16 protein-coding genes are annotated in these 15,600 nt (G+C 47.2%); 7 read left to right on the top strand and 9 right to left on the bottom strand.

The annotated features are described in order from the left end of the window. Positions 1 to 66: 66 nt before the first annotated feature. Positions 67 to 1,026 carry an NADP-dependent oxidoreductase gene (locus tag NAF29_RS12450; RefSeq protein WP_251261911.1) on the bottom strand — a complete coding sequence of 320 codons (960 nt, stop codon included), beginning with the start codon at positions 1,024 to 1,026 and terminating at the stop codon, positions 67 to 69. A gap of 78 nt (positions 1,027 to 1,104) precedes the next feature. Here NAF29_RS12450 and NAF29_RS12445 point away from each other — a divergent pair, with 78 nt between their 5' ends. From NAF29_RS12445 to NAF29_RS18280, 7 genes are all read left to right on the top strand, one after another. Then, positions 1,105 to 2,370, top strand: a complete 1,266-nt coding sequence (locus NAF29_RS12445) for a dicarboxylate/amino acid:cation symporter (RefSeq protein ID WP_251261910.1) — start codon at positions 1,105 to 1,107, stop codon at positions 2,368 to 2,370. Further along, the gene (locus NAF29_RS12440) at positions 2,367 to 2,534 is read left to right on the top strand and encodes a hypothetical protein (protein ID WP_251261909.1); all 168 of its coding nucleotides are present in this window, start codon (positions 2,367 to 2,369) and stop codon (positions 2,532 to 2,534) included. The genes NAF29_RS12445 and NAF29_RS12440 overlap by 4 nt, the downstream gene beginning before the upstream one ends. 155 nt (positions 2,535 to 2,689) lie before the next feature. Beyond that, positions 2,690 to 4,267, top strand: a complete 1,578-nt coding sequence (locus NAF29_RS12435; RefSeq protein WP_349665576.1) for a cytochrome ubiquinol oxidase subunit I — start codon at positions 2,690 to 2,692, stop codon at positions 4,265 to 4,267. Then, a complete protein-coding gene (gene cydB, locus NAF29_RS12430; protein WP_251261908.1) occupies positions 4,264 to 5,403 on the top strand; it encodes a cytochrome d ubiquinol oxidase subunit II in 1,140 nt (379 codons plus the stop codon). The genes NAF29_RS12435 and cydB overlap by 4 nt, the downstream gene beginning before the upstream one ends. 14 nt (positions 5,404 to 5,417) lie before the next feature. Next, positions 5,418 to 5,534 (top strand): cytochrome bd-I oxidase subunit CydX, encoded by a 117-nt coding sequence (cydX, locus tag NAF29_RS12425; RefSeq protein WP_251261907.1) that lies wholly within the window; start codon positions 5,418 to 5,420, stop codon positions 5,532 to 5,534. An 80-nt stretch (positions 5,535 to 5,614) separates the two neighbouring features. Then, entirely contained in the window at positions 5,615 to 7,321 is a 1,707-nt protein-coding gene (locus NAF29_RS12420) for an ABC transporter ATP-binding protein/permease (protein ID WP_251261906.1), read from the top strand. After that, positions 7,318 to 8,985, top strand: a complete 1,668-nt coding sequence (locus NAF29_RS18280) for an ATP-binding cassette domain-containing protein (protein WP_285817743.1) — start codon at positions 7,318 to 7,320, stop codon at positions 8,983 to 8,985. The genes NAF29_RS12420 and NAF29_RS18280 overlap by 4 nt, the downstream gene beginning before the upstream one ends. On the opposite strand, the gene NAF29_RS12405 is transcribed toward NAF29_RS18280, so the two are convergent. The 8 genes from NAF29_RS12405 to nifB all read right to left on the bottom strand — a co-directional run bounded on the left by NAF29_RS12405 (position 8,982) and on the right by nifB (position 15,459). Further along, positions 8,982 to 9,737: a hypothetical protein gene (locus NAF29_RS12405; protein ID WP_251261905.1), complete on the bottom strand. Its 756-nt coding sequence runs from the start codon at positions 9,735 to 9,737 to the stop codon at positions 8,982 to 8,984. The two genes, NAF29_RS18280 and NAF29_RS12405, sit on opposite strands and share 4 nt — an antisense overlap. Continuing rightward, a complete protein-coding gene (locus NAF29_RS12400; RefSeq protein WP_251261904.1) occupies positions 9,734 to 10,372 on the bottom strand; it encodes a hypothetical protein in 639 nt (212 codons plus the stop codon). Before NAF29_RS12400 ends, NAF29_RS12405 begins: the two co-directional genes overlap by 4 nt. A gap of 453 nt (positions 10,373 to 10,825) precedes the next feature. Further along, the gene (locus tag NAF29_RS12395) at positions 10,826 to 11,905 is read right to left on the bottom strand and encodes an ATP-binding cassette domain-containing protein (RefSeq protein ID WP_251261902.1); all 1,080 of its coding nucleotides are present in this window, start codon (positions 11,903 to 11,905) and stop codon (positions 10,826 to 10,828) included. Then, on the bottom strand, positions 11,905 to 12,582 hold the full coding sequence (gene modB, locus NAF29_RS12390; protein WP_251261901.1) for a molybdate ABC transporter permease subunit: 678 nt from the start codon (positions 12,580 to 12,582) through the stop codon (positions 11,905 to 11,907). Before modB ends, NAF29_RS12395 begins: the two co-directional genes overlap by 1 nt. Further along, entirely contained in the window at positions 12,569 to 13,315 is a 747-nt protein-coding gene (modA, locus tag NAF29_RS12385) for a molybdate ABC transporter substrate-binding protein (protein ID WP_251261900.1), read from the bottom strand. The genes modB and modA overlap by 14 nt, the downstream gene beginning before the upstream one ends. Then, positions 13,312 to 13,905 carry a nitrogen fixation protein NifQ gene (locus tag NAF29_RS12380; RefSeq protein ID WP_251261899.1) on the bottom strand — a complete coding sequence of 198 codons (594 nt, stop codon included), beginning with the start codon at positions 13,903 to 13,905 and terminating at the stop codon, positions 13,312 to 13,314. Before NAF29_RS12380 ends, modA begins: the two co-directional genes overlap by 4 nt. An 8-nt stretch (positions 13,906 to 13,913) precedes the next feature. Next, positions 13,914 to 14,192: a 4Fe-4S dicluster domain-containing protein gene (locus NAF29_RS12375; RefSeq protein WP_251261898.1), complete on the bottom strand. Its 279-nt coding sequence runs from the start codon at positions 14,190 to 14,192 to the stop codon at positions 13,914 to 13,916. Further along, positions 14,182 to 15,459 (bottom strand): nitrogenase cofactor biosynthesis protein NifB, encoded by a 1,278-nt coding sequence (gene nifB / locus NAF29_RS12370; protein ID WP_251261897.1) that lies wholly within the window; start codon positions 15,457 to 15,459, stop codon positions 14,182 to 14,184. Before nifB ends, NAF29_RS12375 begins: the two co-directional genes overlap by 11 nt. Positions 15,460 to 15,600: the final 141 nt, after the last annotated feature.

Raw genomic sequence — 15,600 nt, 5'->3', positions numbered from 1 at the left:
CAATTCACGATCGAAGTATAATACCAATCGTGTTCTACGTTTAACTGAGCCAATTGGAGTGCCCAGTTACGAACGCCAATTTAGCAGCAGTTTGCCAGCTACATGACCTTCTTCAAGCACTTGATGTGCGACACCAATCTCTTTGGCAGGGTAACAATCCTGCACATGAATGGTAAGAGAGCCTTGTGCGATCAGTTGTAACATTTCTTGTAACTGTTCAGTCTCAGGATGAACCAGCATTCCGGTAGCCGCTAAATCATGTTGATTGGCGGTTTCTACGATGCGCTCAGCAGAAAGCGTTGGCAGCGTCACAACAAAACCTTCTGCATGAACGGCTTGAAGCGCATGAGCTCCACTGTCACCGCCGACTAGGTCAACAAGCAAGTCCACTTGGTTGGGTAACTGAGCCAGCCAGTCTTGTGCATAGTCGAGCACCACATCAGCCCCCAGCGCCAACAAGGTTTCTCTGCGTCCCGCGGATGCAAGCGCCACCACATGGCAGCCTCGGGCTTTCGCCAACTGCACCGCAATATGCCCTACACCACCGGACGCGCCAGCAACAAGCACAGACTGTGAGCTTTGTAATTTGCCATGCTCAAACAATGCTTGGTAAGCGGTGAGTCCAGCCAAGGGTAATGCTGCAGCTTGTGCAAGATGCACTCCGACAGGCACCGAAACGAGTTCATTGATATGACAGGCTCGAATAGCACTGTAACATCCCGCCTCTAGCGGAAACCCGAACATGCCGCAGACGGGTTTGCCGATCCAATCACAATCTACGCCCTGCCCCACCGCCACTACTTCTCCGGCGGCGTCATAGCCGAGAGACCAAGGCAATGCATTGGCTTTTTGTGCTGCCGCCCAACCTAGTCCTGCACGGGTTTTCACATCGATCGGATTAAGCCCTGAATAGTGTACCTTCACCAGGACTTCTCCGTGGCAAAGCTCTGGCTTGGCAATCGTACTAAGCTTCAGATGGTCAACTCCGCCAAAAGCTGTTAGATCTATCCTTTGAAAATTACGCATAGATTTCTATCTCGCTTATTCGATTGTCGTTATAGTTGGCTAGAATACCCATGATACTAAGAAGATAAACTGATATTCATGAAGATTTTCTCAATCTGGTTTGCAATTCCGTTTTGGCAACGCGTTTTAGCGGGTTTTGTGCTCGGTGCAATTGCTGGCTTTGTTCTGGGAGATGCATCAACCGCCTTAAAACCATTGGGCGATATTTTTGTAAACGCCATTCGCATGTTAATTGTGCCTTTAGTGTTTTGCACCCTCATTGTCGCATTGACGTCATACTCAGGTAAAAATCTTGGAAAAATTGGCGTCAAAACCGTGGGACTGTTTTTATTCACTGCATTCATCGCATCGTGCTTGGGACTGTTTGTCGGCACAATGTTTGATCTGGGGGCAGGAATTGAACTCACCGCTTCTGAAAGTGTGAAATACAAAGACATTCCAACCGTTGCTTCGGTACTCATTGATATCATTCCTCGTAACCCAATTGCTGCGATGGCCGAAGGCAATATTCTTCAAGTGTTGTTTTTTGCAATTCTGGTGGGCATTTCGATCAATGTTGTGGGCGACAAAGCCAAAACGTTGAAAGATACCATTCATGGTGGTGCCGAGGTCATGTTTCAAATTACTCGGTACGTAATGGAGTTAACGCCATTTGGAGTGTTTGGGCTCATTGCGTGGATGGTTGGCACCTTCGGTTTTGATGCAATGCTTCCACTGGCCAAATTTGTTGGTGCGATCTACCTAGCCTGCCTATTTCACATGCTTGTGGTGTATGGAAGTATTGTGAAGTTCATTGGCAAAACCTCACCGATTAAATTTTTCAGATCGATTTTTCCTGCCCAATTGGTCGCTTACTCCTCGTCGTCGAGCTACGGTACGCTACCCGTTACCACTCAGTGCGTGACCGAGAATCTGGGCGTATCAAAATCATATTCCAGTTTTGTATTACCATTAGGAGCTACCATTAATATGGATGGCTGCGGGGGTATTTATCCTGCAATAGCCAGCATTTTCATTGCTCAAATATATGGAATCTCACTCGATACCGGCGACTACATACTAATCATGACCACCGCTGTATTAGCATCGGTGGGTACCGCAGGAGTTCCGGGCTCCGCCATGGTCATGCTTACCGTCACGTTAAATGTGGTTGGACTACCACTTGAAGGTATTGCCTTCATCGCCGCCATCGATCGAATTATCGACATGATGCGCACCACTACGAATATTACCGGCGATGCCGCAGTTGCGTTGGCTATCGCAAAACACCAAGGCTTAATGGAAAACGACATAGGCTCGGAATCCAAAGCGTTCACGCCAAATAGCAGTAAGGATTCGCTATGACACGACTATTTCTAATTCCTATTTTGCTATGTGTAATGTGGTGGTTATTTCTTCAGCACCATAAGCTTACTATCAAGCAAGGCGCCAAAGGCTTTTATCTAATACTCGGGTTTTGTGGCGCATTTGCCGTATTTTTAACGACGGTGATGTGGCTTTTGCAATAAAGTTCCCTGCTAAATGTAGCTATATTGTTATATTCACGACTTCTAATATAATTAATTGATCTAGATCAAATACTTCATTTTCCAAGCGATTAGCTTTAACTCGGTCTAATCTGGGAGATAGCCAATCTGAACAGCAGGAATGCTGGGGGAATGATGTGATTAACGAAACACTCGTCGAGCTGTCGCGATTCCAATTCGCGTTCACAGCCATGTACCACTTTATTTTTGTACCGCTCACGTTAGGTCTTGCATTTTTACTTGCCATCATGGAATCGGTTTACGTCATGACCGGCAAGAAAATTTACAAGGAAATGACCCAGTTCTGGGGCAAACTTTTCGGTATCAACTTTGCCATTGGTGTGGCCACTGGGATCACCATGGAGTTCCAGTTCGGTATGAATTGGGCCTATTATTCACACTATGTAGGTGATGTCTTCGGCGCTCCGCTCGCCATTGAAGGTCTGATGGCCTTTTTCCTTGAATCAACATTCGTCGGGTTATTCTTTTTTGGCTGGGATCGCTTATCTAAAGTGAAGCACTTGATGGTGACTTGGCTTGTAGCAATTGGCAGCAACTTCTCAGCACTATGGATTTTGATTGCCAACGGCTGGATGCAAAATCCACTCGGAGCAGAATTTAACCCCGACACCATGCGAATGGAAATGAGCAGCTTTTCAGAACTCATTTTTAACCCCGTCGCACAGGTAAAATTTGTTCATACCGTGTCTGCTGGATACGTCACGGGCGCTATGTTTGTGCTCGCTATTTCATCTTATTACTTACTGAAAAATAAAAATGTGGCGTTTGCTCGCCGGTCATTTGCGATTGCAGCCTGCTTTGGTTTGGCGTCGAGCATTTCGGTCATCGTATTAGGTGATGAAAGTGGCTACGAAATGGGCGATGTTCAGCAGGTGAAACTCGCAGCCGTTGAAGCAGAATGGCATACCGAACCCGCGCCCGCCGCATTTACTTTATTCGGGATTCCAAATTCAGCCGAAGAACGAACCGACTATGCAGTGAAAATCCCCTATTTGATGGGGATTATCGCAACTCGTTCGTTGGATGAAACAGTCACAGGTTTAATCGATTTAAAAGCCATGAATCGTGAAAAAATTATTGCAGGCTCTGAAGCCCATGCACTGCTTCAAAAACGTCAAGATGGAGGTTTGTCCGCAGCAGAGCAACAGCGTTTTGATGAAATATCTGAACACTTGGGATACGGCTTGCTGCTAGAACCCTTTGCCCAAGACATTCACAATCCAACCGCGGCTGAACTGGATGCCGCCACTGATTACTCTATTCCCTCGGTGGGTCCCATGTTTTGGAGCTTTCGCATCATGGTCGCATCAGGCTTCTTTATGCTGTTGGTATTCGGTTACGCCTTTATCATTAGCACTCGCCATCAAGTGGCCAAACCAAGGTGGTTCTTAAAAGTTGCCCTGTGGAGCTTGCCACTGCCTTGGATCGCCTGTGAAGCGGGCTGGTTTGTGGCTGAATATGGTCGACAACCGTGGGCGATTGCCGAAATTTTGCCAATACACACGGCGGTCTCTAATTTAAGCATTACAGACATTGTGCTCACGCTTATCGCAATTGGCGTGTTTTATACCATCATGTTTATCATCGCCTTTTCGTTGATGATGAAATATGCCCGCAAAGGACCGCAACATGATGGTGACACAAGCCGAGAATCATCCCCTCAAAAACCACTGACCGCAGGAGCTGAATCATGATGGATTACGAAACACTTCGCCTCGTATGGTGGTGCTTGATTGGCGTACTACTCATTGGCTTTGCCGTGACTGATGGTTTTGATTTGGGAGTGGGAGCACTACTCACATTAGTGGGCCGCACCGACAATGAGCGCCGCATCATGATTAACACCATTGGCCCTCACTGGGACGGCAACCAAGTTTGGTTTATTACTGCAGGTGGCGCAATTTTTGCGGCTTGGCCCATCATTTACGCGACCGCATTTTCTGGTTTTTATCTAGCCTTAATGCTCACGCTCGCAGCACTGTGGATGCGCCCGCTGGGCTTTGACTACCGAGGAAAAATTGACGACCCTAAATGGCGTGCGGGCTGGGATTGGGCACTATTCGCTGGCGGCCTCGTCCCTGCACTTATTTTTGGCGTCGCGTTCGGTAACCTGCTGCAAGGGGTGCCGTTTGAGTTTGATACCACCTTAAAATCAACTTACACAGGTTCATTTTTTGGATTATTGAATCCGTTCGCAATTCTGGCCGGTTTAATTAGTGTCTGTATGTTACTCATGCATGGCGCAACATGGCTGCAACTGAAAACAGAAGGTGCGCTTTACACACGTTCCGCTCAAGTCGCGAGTATTTTAGGGCTCGCCACTGCTGGATTATTTGTGGCGGCAGGAGTCTGGGTTCATGTTGGACTTGATGGCTACGTGCTCACCTCAAGCATCGACACGTCTGGACCGTCAAACCCACTCAATAAGGTTGTTGAAGTCGGCAACAATAGCTGGTTCAACAATTATGGACTCTACCCGTGGATGATGATCGCGCCTGCTTTGGGTATTTTGGGCTCGATTGCAGCCAGCACAATGTCTTTAATGCATCGCTCGGGCTGGGCATTTGTCAGCAGTTCGGTCTCCATTGCCGGTATTATTTTAACCGCAGGGTTCTCAATGTTCCCATTCTTGATGCCTAGCACTACTCAGCTCAACGCCTCGCTCACGGTCTGGGATTCGACCTCCAGTGAAATGACATTGGGAATTATGTTTTGGGTGGCGCTGATCTTCGTGCCTATTATTTTGAGCTACACCGCATGGAGTTTCTGGGTCATGCGTGGACGCATTAAAGAGTCTCATATTGTCGAAAACAGCCATTCGCTGTATTAAAAAGGAATCACAACATGTGGTATTTCACTTGGATTTTAGGTGTGCTGCTGGCTTGTTCGTTTGGCATTATTAACGCACTGTGGCTAGAGTCTACCGAAGATATGGATCGCCCAGCGAATGATGACGATTAATTGCGGATAGCTCCATCCCTGCATTTTTCATTTTTTTGTGGCCGGTTTGTCCGGCCCTTCGTGGTACTTGAAGTGTTGTAATGGCAGAACAAAATATAGCTGACAAAGGCTCGCACGTATCACCTGATGAAGAACGTGAATTGCTCGGTTGGATTAAGCAACAAGGCAAACAATTCAAGAAGCGGCTAAATATATTGGTGTTGCTTGGCGTCATGATATTTGCGATTAAAGTAGGCGCAATGTGGCTGCTCGCATCTTTACTGTCCGACATCATCATTGCGCGTAGCCCTTTAGAATCGTCTGCCATTGCTCCATTAATGCTGTGCTTTGTAGCCCAGAGCATGCTGGTATTCAGTAAAAATTCGTACCAAGCGTCTACCGAAAAACGTATCAACCTCCACTACTTTGCAACATTGGAATCCGAGCTTAACCAGCAAAGTTTGGCATTGATTCGGCAATATCCCATTGCGAATTGGCAGTCTTTCTTTTTAGAGCGAATCCCTGCACTCGCCTCTTTTTACACCGACTATCAGGTGCAGAAAACCATTGCTAGCCTAGTTCCCATATTGGTGACTGCGGTGGTCTTTTCAATCAGCTGGCTCATTGGCCTGATTCTCATTATTTCTGCTCCGCTCATTCCTTTTTTTATGTGGATCATGGGGATGGGTGCAGCCACAGCACATCGCCATCATTTTACTGCGATTGACCGCCTCAACCATATGTTTCTAGACCGGCTGAGAGGGCAGCAAGTCTTGTATTTATTTGATCGCTCAAGCACTGAATACAAACGCTTTAAGCGCGCATCTGTGGAGCTCAAACATCGCACCATGAAAGTCGTTCGCATTGCATTTATGTCGGCCACTGTACTGGACTTTCTAAGCACCGTAGCCATGGCGTTGGTTGCGGTTCTAGTCGGCTTCAGCTTACTTGGCGAAGTACGTTTTGGGAGTTGGGAACAAGGCTTGGACTTTCAACACGGACTTTTTTTACTGCTCATGACTCCGCTATTTTTTGCAGAATTAAAATTGCTGGGGCGTTTTTACCACACCAAATCAGAAGCCATTGGAGCCGCCCATGAGCTACATTCCATAATCGATTCTCCTGCGCATGTATTTGATACCTTTGATGCCCATCTCAAGGCGCTCAAAATTCCCAAGTCCACTATTTATGATAGACACGGTGAGTCCATTCTTGAAAATCAATCGTTGCGTATCCTTGCTGGCGATAAAGTCATCATTCAAGGCGCATCAGGCAGTGGGAAGTCAGTCATGCTCGAAGCGCTGTTGGGGCTGCGCCCTATTCAGCCTCGCAATCCAGACTCGGAATTTGTTGCCTTTAAGCGTGAAGATGTAAGTTGGCTGGGACAACAGGCCGTCATTCGAGCCGATTCAATTCGTGACAATCTCACCCTCGGTTGCGCATTTTCCGATGACCAAATTTGGCAGGTGTTAGAACGCGTTGATATGCGTAATTGGGTCGCGGAATTACCCGGCCAGCTTCACTTTAAACTCGGCGAGAAACCGCCTATTTCCGGTGGCCAAGCCCAGCGTTTAGCGCTTGCTCGCGTGCTACTGTTTGATAAACCGATTGTGATGTTGGATGAACCCACAGCCCATTTAACCCACGATCAACACCTCCGATTGAGCGCATTGTTACAAACAACATTGGCCGATAAAACAGTTATTTGGGTCACTCACAAACCCGTGGACGACGCTTGGTTTTCACAACGTTGGCAGATCGATAAAAACGCTTGCGTTGTGCCAGTTTCCAACAAGGGCCGTTCATGACCAGTCACAAAGTACTCCATGGCAGCGCCATTGTTTTGGCCATTACAAATGCCATTACCGCAATTGGCTTGCTGCTGGTTTCCGGCTGGTTTATTGCTGCATGTGCATTGGCCGGCCTGAGCATGACAGCCATTTTATTCAACTATGTGGTGCCCGCTGCGGTGATCCGATTTTTGGCGATTTCGCGCATTGCTTCCGGTTATGGCGAGAAAGCTGTTGGGCATTCATCTTTGCTGACGCGATTAAATCAAATACGCTTGCGCATATTTTCTCGACAACTTGCCGAACAGTCACCGAATGATTTACGTGGTGAGGCTATTGAACATTTAGATCAAGGCGCTCAGGCACACGCTAATTGGTGGCTTACTGTATTCCATCCCAATGTTTCCAACATGGCAATCATCGTCGGATCGACCGTCATACTGGGGTGGCTTGCCCCAAACACGCTGCCAATTTGGGTGGCGATGGTGGCATTGAATGGTGTCGTCATCATTTGGATGTGGCTTGCTCACGATGCAAATACAAAGCGATTTTACCAAGGTCAACGCGCCGCTCGGAGCGAACTTGAATACCATCTTGAAAGTGCTTCTCTCTGGCCTTTAAGCACCCACTTAGCAAGCGCTGCTCGCTGGAAGGGACGCTCGCGAACATGGCTTCAACATCGTTTTATCGCACGTATCATTGATGCTATTTCAGAAAGCTTTTTGATTCTAAGTTCAGGGCTAGCGATATGTGTTCTGCTGATATTGGGTTCTTCATCGATGCATGGCAGTGCACTTTTGATGTTGCCTGTGATGTTGCTGCTGGCCTTTCCCGACTGGTTTGGCAATAGCACTCGCTCAATACAGCCTGCTACGCATGCTCGCGCGGCGAAGGCAGCAATGGTCACAACGACCCAGAACAGCGCATTAGAATCCAATGTCGGATCCTCTTACACTGTTTATCTCGGCACCCCTCAAGGTCAACCGAATGCGGTGTTCGAGCCGCCCATCAGCTTGCATCTCAAACGCTTTCAGTGGCATTACGATGGTCAGCAGTCGGTTCGTTTTGGAAAGTCGATTAACGGCCGGTTCAATGCAGGCCAAATGATCTGGCTCAAAGGCGGTTCCGGCAGCGGCAAAAGCTCGCTGTTGAAGGCTATGGCGGGGCTCATTCAATCTCGGGGTAACATCGCGATTAATAGGGAAAGTTTAGAACATCTTCTCCCGCGGCAACGCTTAGCGTTGATTCATTATGTACCGCAAATGCCCTATATATTGTCGGACACGATTAAGCAAAACATCGTGCTTGCGCAACCCGTCCATGCCCGAGTAAGCGATCAACAACGCAAAGAGACTCAACTCATTGTCCAGGCAGAGCAACTGACTCAAGCGCTTGAATTTGCCGGTTTAACGTGGCAACCCCACGAGATACAACAATGGGTAGGCGAAGCAGGCCGACCTCTATCGGGCGGAGAAATGAAACGAGTCGGATTAGCTCGCGCGTTTTTGTGGGACGCTCCGATTTGGCTATTAGACGAGCCTTTTGAAGGTTTAGATACGGCTTCAATCACACACATACAGACGCAATTACAAGCAATGAAGAACAATCGCTTGATCATTATCGCGTCTCATATTTGGCCCCACCAATCAGAGCCTGATATCACCATCGATTTGGATGACTAGACTTGCGCCATCAAATATTGAGCGGCTAAGCCTGCAGCTAATGCAATAGACACACTCAGCAAAGTGCCGAGCATGACGTACTCGGTCATTGTTTTAGAATGAGCATCATTTAAGTCTCCAAATCGAAACACTGATTTGGCGGCTAATAAAAAGCCTACACCACTAAACTCATTCAACAGCACAAATGTGAGGATTAAAAAGCGCTCCAATATGCCGATCGCTTCTCCGGCAGAGAAGGCCAACCTTGGAGTATTGCCCTGATTGTCAGCTCCCACTTCCAGCGGCGCGATCTTCAATATCAATGCAATTAATTTCGACGCGGGCTGCGCAATCACTAAGTAAGCTGCAGCCCCCACGATCCATTCACGTTTACAGTGCTCATCAATCCATAACCATGCATCAGCACACGTCACACCAATGGCCATACACCAAATCATAATCAGCACACACAGGTAGCAGGCCTGTATGGCAATAAAATAACGTGTTCGTTGAGGCTCAATAAGGTTGAGCCGCAAAGCCCCAATATTCATCATCGCAATGATAACAGCACTCAAGAGCGCAAAGCCCCATGTCACCTCTTGGCTGATAAAACAGGTCATCATCAGAATAGGTGACAGTAAGATGCGAATGTACAACCTTGGCTGGTTTAGTAATGCCGCGTTGAACTGAGTACCACGGGCGACACTTGGCGAGTAAAAACTGCCCAACACATGAGACATTAAAAGGGCAAGTAACAATATAACCGAGCTCATCCGAATTCCTTTCTGACTTGTTGCTCATAGAGTTTAATGTAGTCGGCAATCAATGTGGCATGACTGCGGCGAAGTAGCTTGCTCACATTCGAACGGCTGGTTTGGAGCTTGTTGGCGATGATGTCGTGTGACTGAAAATTTGAGGCAATAAAGTGGTACAGAGCCTCCGATTGCTTAGCCGTATTTTCTTGCAAGCGCGCATCAACAAAGCGGGTGAGTAACTCAAAAATCAGCTGAAACGTCGGGTTATCGCTAAAGATCCCCAGACGTTGTTGTTTCAAGTTTTTAATGCCAAGCCCGGACAACTCAAACGCTTTACCTGTAGAACTTGCTGTATGCGTCCGTATTGCGTCCACCTTACCCAAACCAATACTCAGTCGAATATCTTGTTTGCGCTCACCTATGGCTTCTGAATGAAGCGCTAGGCGCAGCAAAAGTGACTTTCTCATCGCACTTTCGGGCGTAAGTATCACAGCTTGAAATGAATCCCCGCCAAAAAACTCGTGACTGTCGCCATCGCGCTCCGTCCAGTCCGCAAGCTGAGCATTCAACACATATCTAACTTGATCGTAATGATCCGGAGGGATCGCTCTAGAGTTCACCAGATCGCCAGTCACTACCGCCACATTTTGCATGCATTTCCCCAAATCAAGCAGGAACCGTTAATGGTCTTAATTTAATTAGGAACCAAATATGGAACCAAAATATAAAGGAACCATAATCGGTTGCTATAAAATAATCAAGATCAATGGTAGCCCTCAGCTTTGTGTGAGTTCCTCATGAATTGTTTGGCTTTACTCCAACTGCTAATAGTGTACTTCCACTCAATGCATGCTCTGCTATGACGCTGTTTCAGAGTAATAACAGAGCGGCAACCGACGCCATGACTCATCAAAGCTGCAGTGGTGTCGCTACTAAATATGCACCGCGCGCGCCTTTGGTATATATAGTTAGCCCATTTCGTGTTCCGTTTTTCAGCAGAAAAACAATTTCAAGAACAAGAGTAAAATTCAACTAAAACAGTAGTGGGCACTTACATTAATATGATTTTTCGTACAGTGAACAAAGGTTTGCCGCCCGCTGAAGAGCTATCTAGCGTGAAGACTCATGGCTTTAACGTGACAATACACCCGTTCGCCTTGTTGCAACTTTAAGTTTTCTTGAGCCCGGTTAGAAATTTCAGCAAATATACCCTGCCCGTCAAGGTCCATTTTAACTAGGCAGTTTTGGTTCGGTCCTGGCTCAACCCCCGAGATCTGGCAAGCGAGTGAGTTTTGAATACTGGCATCGACGATAGGCCTGCGTGCCACAATGACTTCCTGCGCGGGAACTTTTACGAATACCGGTTTTCCTTGCAGCTGTTTATCCATTTTCATCCAAAGCTGTTGAGCGCACGAGTCAGATTGACCGATAGACAATCGCATCAGTTGATAGTCTTGGTTCCATTGTTCTGCAAAGCACCTCACCACTGCACCAAATTCAAGGTCGGAGTAAGCTTGGCTTAATGAACTGTCGCTCATTAAGGTCGCTGTAGGGCCAGTTTTAAGTACCTTGCCATCCGCAAGGATAGACATGTGCTCACACAAATACGCCACTTCTTCTAACGCATGGCTGACATAAATAAGCTGGGTAGGCGTGGTTTCAATGTAATCCTTAAGTATTTCCAGCATGTCGCGTTTATTGATCGGGTCCAGTGCTGAAAAAGGCTCGTCCATTAGCAAAAGAGCGGGGGATTGCAGTAAGGTGCGGGCAAAGGCAACGCGTTGCTGTTGACCGCCAGACAATTGCGCAGGCTTTTTGTGTAACCAACTGAGCACGCCAACACGTCCCATTAATTCAGTCTGTGTCGTGGGATCGACTTCCCCTTTGGATGCAGCCAGCGTCAACAGTTTCTGTACCGTCATATGCGGAAACAGCATGCTGGACTGTGTCGCAAAGGCAAGCTGGCGTTGCTCTGCTGGGGCAAAATAATGGACACTTTGCAGCGTTTTTTTTGCAATTTTTAGCTCACCAAAACAAGTGGATTCCAATCCTGCAAGGCAGCGCAGCAATGTGGATTTTCCGCTACCACTTTCACCAACGATACCCAGCGACGTCAGCTCTGGTAGCGAAAGTTGGTAATGGCCCCGCCAGTTCTGGCGGTTGAGAGTCAAATCGCAGTAGAGCATTAGGCGGGTATCACATGTTTGGGTTTCAGCCAGCCATACACCATTGTCAACACACTGAGGCTGAAGCATAACAGGATTAAAGACAAACGATGAGCTGACTCGAAATCCAGTGTTTCAACATGGTCAAACAAGGCGATGCTCACGACTCGGGTTTCTCCTGGTATGTTGCCGCCAATCATTAGCACGACACCAAATTCACCTAGGGTATGCACAAATGCTAATAGCGCAGCAGAAATAAGTGCGGGTTTGGTCATTGGTAACAATATTCTGAAAAAGCGCTCTAAAGGCTTCATACCCATAGTTGCAGCTATATCCATATAACGCTTGTCGATGGCAGCAAACGCAGACTGCATAGGTTGCACAACAAAAGGAAGCGAATAGATAACTGAGGCAAAAAGTAATCCAGAGAAATTAAAGGTCAGTGACTCGCCATTGATACTGGCAAGAAAGCCACCCAACGGGTTGTCTGGTGATAATAAAACCAACAAGTAAAAGCCGAGTACCGTGGGCGGAAGCACTAATGGCAACGCCACAGTTGCTTCCAGTAAGGGGCGAAAAGGTGTTTTTGTTTTCTCTATACAAATGGCGCACAAAGGGCCAATCACCATCAGCACAAGTGTGGACAACGTAGCTAGACGTACACTTAACCATAACGCCTGGAGATCATTGGGATTCATCGCGCACTCCAGGGTAGTAACCAGCCTTTGCGATCGCTTGCTGACCTTTAGAACCCAACAAAAACTCGGCGAAATGAACTGCGATAGAATTGTCTGGCTTAATGATCAACAGATGCTGCTCTACCGGCGTATACCAATCGCTGGGGATCTCCTGCCAGTTAAGTGAGTTTTGCCGAGTGAGTAACAGACTTAATGCCACAAAACCACAATCCACATTACCGGTTTCAACATAGCTAAGCACCTGTGCAACATTATTCGCCTTGATGGTCTTTGCTTGGCGAAAAAACGGCAAGCGGGCTAGAGCTTGCTGCGCGGCAGCACCATAAGGGGCTACCTTGGGATTAGCATAAGCAAAACGTTTTAACTCAACGGGCGAAAAATGTTTAAGGCCAGCAGGACACCAAAGCGCCAGCCTACCTAATGCATAGGCGTGAGTGCGCTGCCCGTTATTCAGTTGTTTGGCCAGCATTTGGGCGCGAACGGCATCGGCAGAAAGGAACAAATCAAACGGTGCGCCACGGGATATTTGTGCAAAAAGAACCCCAGTTGAAGCGCTGGAGATCTCAATCTCTTGCGAATGGTGTTGCTGATATAAAGCAACCAGCTGCGCCAGCGTTGTTCTGAAATTGGCTGCCACCGCAATCTTCAAAGACGCATTATTTGCCCAAGCTGCTCCGGCCACTGTTGTAAGGCCTAACAACATCACAAAGCCTAATATGGTTTGTTTCTTCACGCTACAAAACACTCTTTTTTGCTACTGCACTCATTACATGATGGAGCTCTGCAAACGTAATCCCCGCCACTTTTGCACAATTGCAAATAGAGGAAACGCTTCCAACGCATATTATTGGTATTCAATGCACAAAGACTGGGAAAATTGTGGGCGAAAAGTTGCTTCAATTCATGCCGGCTTTCCAGCCCAAGGGCTACATACAAGTGGGCATGACCTAAACAAGCAGTGGCAATCACAGTCGCTATATGTGAGGCATAGCAAACACTGGGGTTGGCACAGTGTCGTAAAAGTTTGACCAATTGGGTCTGTTCATCAGCCCTAAGCTTTTGTATTTCCTTACACACCTCGGCGCGAGCACGAAAAACCTGCCACTGAGGCGAGTGCCATTGTTGGTCTAATTGAACTAATGCAGGCAACCTGCATGCATTTAACACGTTTGCATAGGCATTTGGAGATAACCCCAATCCGTAAGGGAGTACAGTTATGCCTTGTAATTGAGCGAGCAACACTTTTGCCAACAATGTTTGATTGATGGCATCCATTTCACCCTTATGCACAAGGTAGCTGACGGCTTCATTTGTCTCTCGCATAATGGCTCTTACCTCTCAGCACTCAACCGAGCCGCAATACGATCAAGTACTGATAGATCCGGTTTTAAGCTGCCTTTGGGGTTAAGCGGTTGACCATCTGCAGAGACGATGGCTTCTTCTATAGGACAGATAGAGGCACATTGTGGGGCTGACCAGCTTGACTGACACTCGTCACAGCGATGAACGATAACGGCTGTCGTTTTGCCATTTGATTTTATCGCATGCTGCGGGCAAACCTGCTTACAGGCCTGACAATGAATACATGCTTGAGTTATTTCAACAGCCATTACTCACCTCCGCCAGTACCTCAGACTTATGTTGGGTCGCTAAGGCGGCAAGCGCTGTATGGCTGTCGCACATCGCGTATTCTACATTAGGCCTGATACCTGCTTTCTCCAGCGCCACCCAAGGACTAATTCCGACTCGGCTAGCCAGTACCATAGAACAATCAGACAAAGTGATGATCATTTTGTTAATTTTGTCTTCGACATCATTACACTCACTTCCGCCCGTGCAGAACTGCGGTAGTGAACGATGCTCAAGAAACCTATATTTACCATCGAACAATTGATAAATATCAAACCCATTGGCGTGACCAAAGTGCACATTAATGAGACTTTGCTGGCTTTGGGCAACAGCAACGCGTATGACCTGATTTTCAACAGTCACTGCATTAACTTGCTGATCTGACTGCTCTTCCAAACGCCCCTCGGCATCGGCTCGGCACTGTTTGCAATGGCTCATCTGCGGCATACTTATGGCACTTCGAGTTCTTGCGTATTCAAGCTCGGATGCACTCGGCCCCATCACATGATGCATACCGAAAAAAGTACCGTGAGAAGGTTCAGAAATCAGCGGCATTAAATTGTGCAAAAGCGCCCCTCGTTTTTTTATTTCTGTCGACAATGCTTCAACGTGTCGGTCTGTCACACCAGGAATTAAAACGGTATTAACCTTCACCAACATCCCTGCCTTTGCGGCAATTTCTAACCCATTTAACTGTCGATTTATCAAGATCTCAGCAGCTTCCATTCCAAACAAACGTCTGTTTTTAAAGTAGATCCACGGATAAAGGTCAGCTGCAATTTCAGGCCGGACTGTATTAATAGTCACCGTGAGGTGATTGACCCCCAATCGAGTTAATTCATCGACGTGTTCAGGAAGAGCCAGTCCATTGGTTGAAATACACAAATGTAAATCGCTGTCTAATGCTGACACCCCTTTTAATGTTGTAAAAGTAGCGTTGGGATTTGCTAAGGCATCGCCGGGGCCAGCGATGCCCACTACTTTTAATTCTGGCATTCGCGCTTTGACTTTTTTAAAGCGTTCAATAGCTTGAAGAGGCGACATGACTCGCGATACGACACCGGGTCTCGATTCATTACTACAGTCAAATTTACGATTGCAATAATTGCATTGAATATTGCATGCAGGTGCCACCGGCAAATGCAACCGAGCATATTGATGGGCATCTTTGGAGTAGCAAGGATGCGTTTTGATTCGCTCGTCGTCAGCAAGAGTATGCTGTGTCGTAGGATTGGAGTTGCAAGTCATGAAGCAGCCTCATGTAAAATTGTTTTGAATATCGATGCTTTGATGACACTTGCAAATCCTATTCCAAACATAACCCCCTGTTATTCGGGGGGTTAAAGTGAATATCTCCTGAGGATTGTCGTGAATACGACAATTTTTATT

Origin of the sequence: Echinimonas agarilytica (genome assembly GCF_023703465.1) — a bacterium.
Taxonomy (GTDB): domain Bacteria; phylum Pseudomonadota; class Gammaproteobacteria; order Enterobacterales; family Neiellaceae; genus Echinimonas; species Echinimonas agarilytica.
This window is presented reverse-complemented; position numbering and strand designations above follow the sequence as displayed.

Excerpts from the sequence above, each read along its gene's own strand:
- NAF29_RS12450 (WP_251261911.1), bottom strand. The coding sequence starts at position 1,026 with ATGCGTAATTTTCAAAGGATAGATCTAACAGCTTTTGGCGGAGTTGAC.
- NAF29_RS12445 (WP_251261910.1), top strand. The coding sequence starts at position 1,105 with ATGAAGATTTTCTCAATCTGGTTTGCAATTCCGTTTTGGCAACGCGTT.
- NAF29_RS12440 (WP_251261909.1), top strand. The coding sequence starts at position 2,367 with ATGACACGACTATTTCTAATTCCTATTTTGCTATGTGTAATGTGGTGG.
- cydB (WP_251261908.1), top strand. The coding sequence starts at position 4,264 with ATGATGGATTACGAAACACTTCGCCTCGTATGGTGGTGCTTGATTGGC.
- cydX (WP_251261907.1), top strand. The coding sequence starts at position 5,418 with ATGTGGTATTTCACTTGGATTTTAGGTGTGCTGCTGGCTTGTTCGTTT.
- NAF29_RS12420 (WP_251261906.1), top strand. The coding sequence starts at position 5,615 with ATGGCAGAACAAAATATAGCTGACAAAGGCTCGCACGTATCACCTGAT.
- NAF29_RS18280 (WP_285817743.1), top strand. The coding sequence starts at position 7,318 with ATGACCAGTCACAAAGTACTCCATGGCAGCGCCATTGTTTTGGCCATT.
- NAF29_RS12405 (WP_251261905.1), bottom strand. The coding sequence starts at position 9,737 with ATGAGCTCGGTTATATTGTTACTTGCCCTTTTAATGTCTCATGTGTTG.
- NAF29_RS12400 (WP_251261904.1), bottom strand. The coding sequence starts at position 10,372 with ATGCAAAATGTGGCGGTAGTGACTGGCGATCTGGTGAACTCTAGAGCG.
- NAF29_RS12395 (WP_251261902.1), bottom strand. The coding sequence starts at position 11,905 with ATGCTCTACTGCGATTTGACTCTCAACCGCCAGAACTGGCGGGGCCAT.
- modB (WP_251261901.1), bottom strand. The coding sequence starts at position 12,582 with ATGAATCCCAATGATCTCCAGGCGTTATGGTTAAGTGTACGTCTAGCT.
- NAF29_RS12380 (WP_251261899.1), bottom strand. The coding sequence starts at position 13,905 with ATGCGAGAGACAAATGAAGCCGTCAGCTACCTTGTGCATAAGGGTGAA.
- NAF29_RS12375 (WP_251261898.1), bottom strand. The coding sequence starts at position 14,192 with ATGGCTGTTGAAATAACTCAAGCATGTATTCATTGTCAGGCCTGTAAG.
- nifB (WP_251261897.1), bottom strand. The coding sequence starts at position 15,459 with ATGACTTGCAACTCCAATCCTACGACACAGCATACTCTTGCTGACGAC.